Genomic DNA, 9,453 nt, shown 5'->3' with positions numbered 1-9,453 from the left:
GGGGCAGAAGGTGTGGCAGAGCTTGGGGCGATTGATGCCACCTTGCGCGCGCTCGATATTCTCGAAGACCGCGCTTTCTTTGATCCGGCGATTGTGCGTGGCCTTGAATATTATACCGGCCCTGTGTTTGAAGCCGAACTTCTGACCGAGACCTTGGATGAGAAGGGCAATAAGGTTCGCTTTGGCTCGATCGGGTCTGGCGGGCGCTATGATGATTTGGTGATGCGTTTCCGGGGTGAACGGGCGCCTGCAACCGGCTTTTCACTCGGCGTGTCGCGCTTGGTTGCGGCCTTGTCGGCCTCGGGTCGTCCACCAGAAGCGGCCCAAGGCCCGGTTGTCATCCTCGCCCTCGATAGCGACGCGATGGCGGGCTATATGCAAATGGCGGGCGAGCTACGCGCGGCAGGCATTGCGGCCGAAGTCTATCTCGGCAGTTCTGGCATGAAGGCGCAGATGAAATATGCCGACCGCCGCAAAGCCCCTGTCGTGGTGATGGAAGGCAGCCAAGAGCGTGAAGCCGGCAAAGTGACCTTAAAGGACCTCAATCTGGGTGCGCAATTGGCCCAATCGATTGAGTCAAACGAGGCCTGGCGGCGCGAGCGTCCCGCCCAAGTCGAAGTCCCCCGCGCCCAATTGGTCCAAGCTGTGCAGGACATGCTGAAGCCATGAACCAAGAGACGGGTCCTAAAATGCAGGCCGCTTGGGCTGCCTTAAAGGCCCGGGGCGGGCAAGAAGTGGCGTTGCCAACCCTGTTGCCTGCGGCTTTGGTGCTGGAATTGGCTGGCGAAGACGTGCGCCCGCGCCTTTATTTTGCGTCCGGACCAGACGGGGCGGAATTATGCTTGCGCGCCGATTTGACCATTCCTGCGGCGCTGAACTATGTCCAAAATGCCACCGTCGATGACGAACCTGTGGCGTGGGTGTGTGAGGGCAAAGTGTTTCGTGCCCCCAAGGCAGGCGAAGACCGCGCCCCTGAATTCGTGCAAATCGGCCTCGAACGCTTTGGGGATGCAGACCGGATTGAAGCCGATGTGACCGTCTTCCTCGCGGCCTGGGAGGCCTGCCAAGCGGCTGACGAGCACAATCTTTTTGTCCGTCTGTGTGACGGGGGCCTCTTGCCCACGATCATTGCGAAAGCTGATCTCCCCGATCCTTGGGGCAGTGCTTTAGGGGAAGTGGCCAGCCATAAAAGTGCGCTGAAGCGCGTGCTGGCCCAAGCCAGCGGCACCGCACCAAGCCGTCAGATTAGTGCGCTTGAACGCACGATTGCCGAACTCGACCCCGAACGCGCCCGCAGCACGGTCGCCGAAGTTCTAACACTCGCCAATCTGTCGCTGCCCGGCAATCGGCAATTAAGCCATGTCGCAGACCGCTTAGCCGCTCGGGCCAAGCGCGCCATCGCCAAACCGCTTGCGCCAGACTTGGCTGAGACCCTAACCAAGCTCATTCAGCTCAATAGCCAAGGCTCGCTTGCTGCCAGTTTGGATGAATGTGTCACGCTGGCGGGCAAGCTCGGCGTCGATCTCATGGACTGGCGCCAAGCCTGGACCTTGCGGCTAGACCGGATTCAACAAGAAGCACCTGGGGCCTTGGCCCATGCCCATTTTGAGGCCTTAAGCCCGGAAGCCTTTGATTATTATGATGGCATGGCCTTTGACTTTGCCGCAGACCCCAGCTTTGCACGGCCTGTGGCAACGGGTGGGCGCTATGACACCTTGGTGGGCGAGATTTCCTCTGGCACACGTCAGGCACGGGCCGTTGGCTGCGTGATCCGCCCCGCACGCTTTGGAGGGCGATAAGATGGCAAGCCTCATCCTAGCCCTTCCCTCCAAAGGCCGCTTGAAAGAACAATGCGAAGCTTGGCTTGCCAAAAAGGGCCTCGTCCTGCGCCAAACGGGCGGCGAACGCGGCTATAGTGCGACGCTGGACGGGTTTGACGATATCCAAATCCGCTTGGCTTCGGCCAGCGAGATCGGCAAAGCCTTGCTCGCCGGGGATATTCACCTCGGCATCACCGGGGAGGACATTGTGCGCGAGGCCGCAAGTGATGTCGATGCGCGCCTCAGCATCGAAGCCCGTCTTGGCTTTGGCCGCGCCGATGTGGTGGTTGCCGTGCCTAATGGCTGGATCGATGTTGAGACCATGGCAGACCTCGCCGAAGTGGCCACCGATATGCGTCGCCAAACTGGGCGGCGGTTCCGCATCGCCACGAAATTCACCCGCCTGACCGCACAATTCATGCGCGACCATCATGTCGCCGATCACCGCATCGTCGACAGCGCCGGCGCAACAGAAGGTGCCCCCGCAGCAGGCATTGCCGAAGCCATTGTCGACATCACAACATCAGGGGCGACATTGACCGCCAATGCCCTGAAAATCCTAGATGACGGCGTGATTTTGAAAAGCGAATCCTGCCTGATGCGGTCCAAGCTTGCCGATTGGACCGAGGCAACCAACACCACCGCCGCACAGCTGTTCAAGCGGTTGGGCTTGGATCGGTTGTAAGCAGCCTTTGCCTTGACCATGGTGCATTCCTGTCGGAATGCACCGCAGATACATATCTGTTTTTACATTATTTTTTACCTAGACAGCCTTTGCCGCAGGCTCTGCCTTGGCAAAGGCCGTGTTCGAGTTTGAGCGCGCAAGATGGGGCGTCAAGGGGCGCGCTTCGCGCGTCGACGAAGTCGATTTCACCCCTTGACCCCCCAGCTTGCGCAAGAAGAATTGTCGGGCGGCTTCAAGGCAAGCGGAGTGCGGCCTTGAACCGTTCCAAGTAAAAAGAACTTTTAAGTTTGGCTTGACTATGGTGCTACGGTGCTAAGTGCATTGCATTGTAACGCATGCATCGCGCTACTGCGCTCGCGCTCCCCTCGCTCCCTGAGGGGGAGAGGGGCGGGGGTGAGGGGGCGGCTGCGCAAGAGCGCTGCAATCCTTACAATCGAGGCGTCCGAAATCCAGATGCAAACTATGTGTTCTCTAGGCCCTCACCCCCGACCCGTCGACCTTTAGGTCGACCCCAAAGGGAGAGGGGAGCTGCGCCCCTTGACCCCCCAGCTTGCGCAAAGACAATTGTCGGGCGGCTCTAATGCGAGCGAAGCGAGGCTTAGAGCCGTTCTAAGTGAAAAAAGCCTTCATGTTTGGCTTGACCATGGTGCATTCCAAAGGAATGCACCCTACGCGTCCGCTTAACCGTCCGCCCTCGGATGTCTTGCGGGCAAGGGTGTGGGCAGGACGGTGGATGTGGCGCGCGCGACGAGTTTGCCGTCGGCGTCAAACAAGTCGGCCTCTAAAAAGGCGGCCTTATTGCCCCATTTAACCACGCGGCCTTCGGCTTCCACAGGGCCAGCCGGGCAGGGGCGCAGGAAGGTGGTTTTAAGTTCTAAGGTCGGGACGGCAAAGGCCATTTGCCCCGCAACAATGCCCGCAATCGCCATGGCTTCATCCAGCATGGCCGTGACAAAGCCACCTTGCAGCGCGCCGCGTGGATTGCACCATGCCGCCTGGCCGACCATCTTGATCCGCACGCGGCCTAAAGCCTGATCAATCGACAGGACTTCTAAGCCCAATGTGTCAGAGCAGGCGGGACGGGATTTGGCTTGGGTAAATTTTGCCAGAACTTCCGCATCGCTGCGGGCTGGGCGGGCCTCTTCGCTCACTTCTTACGCCGGAATGCATCGAGGCTGACAACAGCGCCCGTGCTGGGCGCTTTGACGACGGTATCTTCGACTTCGGTTTCTAATACGTCGTCGTCCATATCCGCGTCGGGCGAGAGATCGTCGACCACGTCAAACGGCAAGGCAAAGCGCACCGATGGGTCATAGAAGCGGGTGATGGCTGCAAACGGAATCACAATGCGTTGCGGCACGCCACCAAAGTGCAAGGTGATGGCGAAGAAATCGTCGCGCACTTCCAGACCTTCATATTGGTGCTGGATCACAATGGTCATTTCGTCGGGATATTTCGCCGCCAAATATTGGGCAACTTGCACACCGCGCGCCCGGGTGCGGAAGCTGATGTAGAAATGGTGGTCCGCAGGCAGGCCTGTCAGCGCGACTTTGATCGCGTCGCGCACGACGCCGCGAAGGGCGTCTTGAGTTAGTTTCGCATAGCCGATGAGGTCTTCCGACATCTGGCCCGTCTCCTGCAGTTTGCCACTTTTGGCGTTATGATTATGCGAGTCTTCTTAATCCCGCTTTCGCCCGCGCGCAATCGACTTCGGTGTCCAAGCGAACCCTAGCACCCATGGGGCGAGTGCTCGGCCGCCCGTGTCCGATGCGGTGGATTTTGGTGGCCCAAAAGATCTTTTGACATGTGAGTGGGCCGGTTTAAAAAATCTTTGAAATTATCGATGAAATTCAATGGCCTATAATATTTGAAAAGGAGAGCTTTTTGGTCACCATGGGTAATATTATATTAAATTTACCCTTTGGTTACTGTTTCGGGTAAGTCTGCTTCATTGAGCGTGCGTAATTTTCATGAGCAGAGCGGATTTGGAGATTGCGGGCTCTATGTTGATCCAAGGTGATGCCGGTCCCAATTCGGCTGGACTGACGGCACTCAAAAGAAGGCTTTCGGCGGTCAAATTGCATATGGTGCCCCGACAGCCCCTTGTGTGGGCGCGGCCTGGCCGCTGCTATTGGAATGTGCGCGATTGTCTCGCCCAATCTGGCGGGCGGATTCGATTCGGCTGGTTGGTTATCGAGATCAAGGCCCTGACCTTGCTGGCCTGGCACCATGCCGTCTGGGAACAGGCTGACGGCCAATGGCTAGACATCACCCCCCATAGCTTAACAGGGTGGGAAGCGGGAAAAACGGCCTTCTTAGAGGACCCAAAACAGACCTATGATCTGTCCTGGCCGCCTGCGCAGATTCAACATTTTGAGCCCTTGGTGGCAGACCCGCGCTTGGATGCCTTCATCAAGGCCTATCAAACCCAATTTGGGTTGCAACGCGCCTATCTTGAGAAACAGCGCGAAATCGCGGGGCTCACGTTTGACGTGGTGCACATGCGTTTACATGCCCTAGACCCCGTAAGTGGGGCGATGCTGCAAGAGCTTGAAGGGATTTGGAAGCCAAGGATCCGGGCCGCCGATCAGCGCCGCACGGATTTGCTAGAAGCCCTACAGGCCTGCCAGAGCGAGCTGACACGCCAAGCGGCCTGACGCGAAACTTAGCTTATCCTCGTGTCCTGTTTGAAAGTGGAGGGGGTTGCTGTTGCCGGGCCCCCCTCCGTGCCCCGCCTTCGGCCGAAGCCTTAGGACTTAGTCGGATGTCAATCAGACCGCATTACGCAGCCAAACGGACTTCCTGTGCAAAGTTATCGTTTGCATTTGTGAAAATGGGCGGTTGACGAAGCCCACGCGGGTAAAAGTAACGTCTTTACACATCCGTCGATCCTGATCGGCCCCACACTCGCGTCGATACACGCTGAGAGTTTGGTGGAGCCGCGGGGAATCGCACCCCGGTCCGGCCTGCTTATTTCACGCACGTTTATCACCATAGTCCGGCGAACCGGACCCCACTACTATAGGCCCTCTTTCTGGCAATGGGAAGGGTGAGGTTCAATCCACCTTCTCGCCGCGTTTAAGCCAAGCCAGAAGGTCCCGACACACGCGCTCTGGATCTTCCAATTCTGGCGTATGGCCAAGGTCTGGATAGAGGATGTAATCAACGCGGTCGGCCAAGCGGCGCGGTCCTTCGGCATTTTCTTTGGGATGGCTGCGATCAGCCCCGCCCCAAAAGGCCAAGAGGGGCTGCTTTGGTTGATCCAGCCGAATGCTTGGGTCCATATAGAGCTGATAGGCGCTGGCCAGCGACCACATGGCCCCATGATCAAACGAGCGACACGCGCAGGCGACAAGCTGGTCCAACATCTCCTTGCGGCCGACCGACAGGCGATACCACTCGGGCATGCGCTTGGGGGCCAGTTGTTTCATCACCATTTGGCCGAGGAAAGGGCGGGCCAAGATACCTTTCGGGTCACGCCCGGCTTTCCATACCGCAAACGCGGCCACATCACCCGCTTGTAACAAGGCGAGGCGGGAGACCAGTTCCGGTCGTCGGCACGCCAAATCAATCGCGCACAGGCTGGCCACGCAGGAAAAGGCCAGGATAGCGCCTTCACCGGCCACATCCTTCAAAAAGCGGGCGACATCGTCATTGGTCTGATAAAAATCAAACCGATAGGATGGATCAACCGCGCTGAACCCCATGGCCGGTAGTTCGAAAATCACGACGCGAAAATGCGGGCTGAACGCGTCTAGCAGCGCGTCGTAATTCTCCAATGTCATCGGCGGGTCGGCTGAGAAGACGAGCGTCGGCCCACTCCCCCGGACCCGATAGCGATATTGGGTGAGCGGGGTTCTATAAAAGCCGATCTCAGGCGAGGTGTGGGCCGCCCAACCAGAGCGAAAAGTGGCCATCTTGCGACGGCCACCCCAGGTATCGAGCTTGGTTCCAAGTTCGCGCAACACCTTCATGCTAGTGCTTCTTTGCTTTGGCAGGTTGGATCAGGGTGACGGGGGCCTTCAAAAAGGTAACAACCCCGTCATGGCCATATTTTTTGGTCACGCGGGCGTGCCAAGCCGGGCCGAAATGGGCCTCTGCACTGGCCTGATTTTCCCACAAATAAATGCCGCCAAAACTACGCTCAGCCCCTTGGGTGAAGTATTTGTAGATCAGATGCGGTGTTGCGGCATAGGTTGGGACCGCGTCCTTCAAGCCCTTTTTGATCCGCGCATCGCTGGCATACCAAGGCGCTTTGACTTCCACGATGGTCGCGACATTGGCTTCAGATGGGGCTGCTTGAGACGCCCCAGCGGTGACGGCGGGGACGGAGAAATAGACGGGGCTTGCTTTCACGCCATAGGTCTTTTGGACCCGTTCCAACCAAGCCGCGTTGAAATGGGCCTTTGCGGCAGCTTCCGTCTCAAACAGATAAAGGCCGCCAAAGCCTGTTTGCGTATAGGTGAAATATTTGCGCTCAAGGCCCGGCACTTGGGCATAAATTGGAATCGCGCGGGTGAATTCGGCGTTTAGTCGCGCATCGGTGACCCCTGCGGGGCGGGGAATGGAGACATAGACAGCGACCTTGCCTTTGGCTTCTTCTGCAAGCGCCTTTTGGGGGGCCATGCCAAATAAGCTGCCGAGGGCCAATAAAGAGACGATCAGTTTCATCTTGAGCTTCCTTTCAACGCGGCGGCTAGCGCCCGTTGGCCTCAGATAGACCTTGACCGATCGGTCTAGCTAGGCCTAAACTTGAAAAATGGATTTTCAAAAATGATAAGTGAGCAGGCGATAGACTGGGAGGCGATCCGGTGTTTTGTGGCCGTTGCGCGCCGTGGTTCGCTGTCGGAGGCCGCCGAAGACTTGGCACTATCGATCCCGACGCTTAGTCGGCGTATCGATCAGTTGGAGGTGCAGCTTGGCCTACGTCTCATGCACCGTGGACCACGCGGCGCGCGCCTCACAGAGGCGGGGCAGGCGATTTTGCAGGTGGCAGAGCCCGGTGCCCGCCAATTGAGCCAGATTGCGCGGCGTGCCCGCGCGCTGCAGGAAGGGCCCAATCTGCCCGCCGTGCGTATTTCGGCGACCGAGTCTGTTATTGCCGATGTTCTGGCCCCGCGCTTGGCAGGGTTGCGGGCGTTGGACCCCTCCATCTCGATTGACCTCGAAGTCTCAAACGACATCGCTAATCTGAATGCAGGGCGCACGGATATGGCGATCCGCATGGTGCGCCCGGTGGCAGAGACGCTGATGGCGCGCCGCTTACCCATGATCCGGCTGGGCCTGTTTGCCTCGCAAAGCTATCTTCAGGGCCGCGACCCAGACCGCTTGGTCTTGTCTGATGAGCATCTGATCTGGTTGGACCGCCACTATGGCGAGATTGCGGAAAATGTCTGGCTGAAGGGGCAGGGCTTGGAGGCAAGCATTCGCTTTTCCTCCTCCAGTGTGCGCGCCCTCCTCAATGCGGCAGTCGAGAGTGTGGGCATTGCGCCCTTGCCCGTCCATGCCGCGCGCAAGGCGGGGCTGATTGAAGTGGCCCACCGCCCGATGCCAGAGCGGCAACCCTGGCTGGTCTTCCACCGCGACACCAAGGCCAATGCCCGCTTGCAATTGGTCCGCGACTGGATTGTCGCCTGCTTCAAGCACGAGATTGCAGCGTCTTAGGCCTCAAAGCGGATGACAGGGGGTGGCTTGATCTCTTGGTGCAGCAAGCCGTCATAAATGTGGGCGGCCATAGACAAAAAGGCATTGGCCGTTTCACTGCCGGGGGCCGCTACGACATAAGGCACACCGCCGTCGCCACTTTGGCGGATACCTACTTCTAAGGGGATTTCGCCTAGGAACGGTAGGCTTAGGGTTTCTGCCGTCCGCTTGGCACCGCCTTCGCCAAAGACATAAAGGCGGCTGCCATCTTGCTGGGTCAGCCACGCCATATTCTCAATCACGCCCAAAACAGGCACATGGGTTTTGGCAAACATGCCGGCACCGCGCCGCACATCGGCTAAAGCCACTTCTTGTGGCGTGGAAACGATGACAGCCCCATTCAAGGGCACGCGTTGGGCCAGCGCCAATTGCGCATCGCCCGTGCCCGGCGGGGTATCCATCACCAAAACGTCTAACGGCTCATCGGCTGTGCCCCAGGTCACATCTTCCAGCAATTGCCGGATCGCACTGGTAACGATGGGGCCACGCCAGATCATGGGCGAATCCCCATCTACCAAATAGCCAATCGACATGGTTTTGAGGCCATAGGCCAAGACGGGCAACAGCCTCTTGTCCTCCCCCACCTCGGGTTCGGCGTCGACTGTTCCCAACATGGTTGGAATGGAGGGGCCGTAAATATCGACATCGAGGAGGCCGACCCGCAAGCCAAGCGCTGACAGGGCTGCGGCCAAATTAACCGCCACGGTAGACTTTCCGACCCCGCCTTTTGCGGATGCGACAGCCAGAATGGAGGTGATGCCCACAATGCCCGCTTTGACCGGTGGGGCTTGCGCACTGCCTTGGGCAAGCGCCGCGTCGGTTAGGCGTGCGCCCTTGCGAACGCGTTGTTGGCCTGCAGCTGGGGCCTCTGTTTCGGGTGGGTTTTGCGCAGGCCCGACATGGGCGGTTAACACCACAGTGACCTTTCCAGCGCCGGGCAGACCCTGGATGGCCGCACTTGCAGCCTGTTGCCACTGACTAGCTGCACTTTCTTCACCTTTTGGCACTGAAATTGTTGCGAGCACGTCCCCCCCATCCGAGACGCGGACATCCTCAATAAGCCCTTTATAAACAATGCTTAAGCCGTCTGAAGCGCGGATGGTGTCGAGAATTTTTAACACATCCTCGCGTTTGAGTGATCGTTTGATTCCAAACACCTTCTTGATCCCTTTAGCTGAGCACGCACATAAGGGACTGTAACGCCCGCTTGCAAGTCTTTGGCATGTGCCTTTGCCTAGGTTTAGC

The 9,453-nt window shown here is 58.5% G+C and carries 10 protein-coding genes and 1 other RNA gene; 5 read left to right on the top strand and 6 right to left on the bottom strand.

The window, feature by feature from the left end; translation table 11 throughout:
* From IOB61_RS11925 to hisG, 3 genes are all read left to right on the top strand, one after another.
* The coding region (locus IOB61_RS11925; RefSeq protein ID WP_290816900.1) for an ATP phosphoribosyltransferase regulatory subunit at positions 1-669 on the top strand (669 nt) is incomplete at its 5' end.
* Positions 666-1,799, top strand: coding sequence for an ATP phosphoribosyltransferase regulatory subunit (locus IOB61_RS11920; RefSeq protein ID WP_290816898.1), 1,134 nt, complete (start codon positions 666-668; stop codon positions 1,797-1,799). The genes IOB61_RS11925 and IOB61_RS11920, both read left to right, overlap by 4 nt.
* Before the next feature lies 1 nt (position 1,800).
* Positions 1,801-2,505: an ATP phosphoribosyltransferase gene (gene hisG / locus IOB61_RS11915; protein ID WP_290816896.1), complete on the top strand. Its 705-nt coding sequence runs from the start codon at positions 1,801-1,803 to the stop codon at positions 2,503-2,505.
* Between the two features lie 680 nt (positions 2,506-3,185).
* Here the strand turns inward: hisG and IOB61_RS11910 are convergent.
* On the bottom strand, positions 3,186-3,656 hold the full coding sequence (locus tag IOB61_RS11910; protein WP_290816893.1) for a PaaI family thioesterase: 471 nt from the start codon (positions 3,654-3,656) through the stop codon (positions 3,186-3,188).
* Positions 3,653-4,129: an SspB family protein gene (locus IOB61_RS11905; RefSeq protein WP_290816891.1), complete on the bottom strand. Its 477-nt coding sequence runs from the start codon at positions 4,127-4,129 to the stop codon at positions 3,653-3,655. Before IOB61_RS11905 ends, IOB61_RS11910 begins: the two co-directional genes overlap by 4 nt.
* 346 nt (positions 4,130-4,475) lie before the next feature.
* On the opposite strand from IOB61_RS11905, the gene IOB61_RS11900 reads away from it, so the two are divergent.
* Entirely contained in the window at positions 4,476-5,162 is a 687-nt protein-coding gene (locus tag IOB61_RS11900) for a hypothetical protein (protein WP_290816889.1), read from the top strand.
* 37 nt (positions 5,163-5,199) lie between these two features.
* Here IOB61_RS11900 and ssrA read toward each other — a convergent pair.
* The 3 genes from ssrA to IOB61_RS11885 form a co-directional block, all read right to left on the bottom strand.
* Positions 5,200-5,556: a transfer-messenger RNA gene (ssrA, locus tag IOB61_RS11895) on the bottom strand.
* 5 nt (positions 5,557-5,561) lie between these two features.
* Positions 5,562-6,479 carry an alpha/beta hydrolase gene (locus IOB61_RS11890; RefSeq protein ID WP_290816887.1) on the bottom strand — a complete coding sequence of 306 codons (918 nt, stop codon included), beginning with the start codon at positions 6,477-6,479 and terminating at the stop codon, positions 5,562-5,564.
* A 1-nt stretch (position 6,480) separates the two neighbouring features.
* A complete protein-coding gene (locus IOB61_RS11885; protein ID WP_290816884.1) occupies positions 6,481-7,176 on the bottom strand; it encodes a YdhR family protein in 696 nt (231 codons plus the stop codon).
* A 102-nt stretch (positions 7,177-7,278) separates the two neighbouring features.
* Between IOB61_RS11885 and IOB61_RS11880 the strand changes: the two genes are divergently transcribed.
* Positions 7,279-8,169: a LysR family transcriptional regulator gene (locus IOB61_RS11880; RefSeq protein WP_290816881.1), complete on the top strand. Its 891-nt coding sequence runs from the start codon at positions 7,279-7,281 to the stop codon at positions 8,167-8,169.
* Here the strand turns inward: IOB61_RS11880 and IOB61_RS11875 are convergent.
* Positions 8,166-9,365, bottom strand: coding sequence for an Mrp/NBP35 family ATP-binding protein (locus IOB61_RS11875; protein WP_290816878.1), 1,200 nt, complete (start codon positions 9,363-9,365; stop codon positions 8,166-8,168). The two genes, IOB61_RS11880 and IOB61_RS11875, sit on opposite strands and share 4 nt — an antisense overlap.
* Positions 9,366-9,453 lie beyond the last annotated feature (88 nt).

Source organism: Aquidulcibacter sp., assembly GCF_020253525.1.
GTDB lineage: Bacteria > Pseudomonadota > Alphaproteobacteria > Caulobacterales > Aquidulcibacteraceae > Aquidulcibacter.
Note: the sequence above shows the minus strand (reverse complement) of the source record. Positions and strands in the feature narration are given on the sequence as shown.

Excerpts from the sequence above, each read along its gene's own strand:
- IOB61_RS11920 (WP_290816898.1), top strand. The coding sequence starts at position 666 with ATGAACCAAGAGACGGGTCCTAAAATGCAGGCCGCTTGGGCTGCCTTA.
- IOB61_RS11900 (WP_290816889.1), top strand. The coding sequence starts at position 4,476 with ATGAGCAGAGCGGATTTGGAGATTGCGGGCTCTATGTTGATCCAAGGT.
- IOB61_RS11890 (WP_290816887.1), bottom strand. The coding sequence starts at position 6,479 with ATGAAGGTGTTGCGCGAACTTGGAACCAAGCTCGATACCTGGGGTGGC.
- IOB61_RS11885 (WP_290816884.1), bottom strand. The coding sequence starts at position 7,176 with ATGAAACTGATCGTCTCTTTATTGGCCCTCGGCAGCTTATTTGGCATG.
- IOB61_RS11880 (WP_290816881.1), top strand. The coding sequence starts at position 7,279 with ATGATAAGTGAGCAGGCGATAGACTGGGAGGCGATCCGGTGTTTTGTG.
- hisG (WP_290816896.1), top strand. The coding sequence starts at position 1,801 with ATGGCAAGCCTCATCCTAGCCCTTCCCTCCAAAGGCCGCTTGAAAGAA.
- IOB61_RS11905 (WP_290816891.1), bottom strand. The coding sequence starts at position 4,129 with ATGTCGGAAGACCTCATCGGCTATGCGAAACTAACTCAAGACGCCCTT.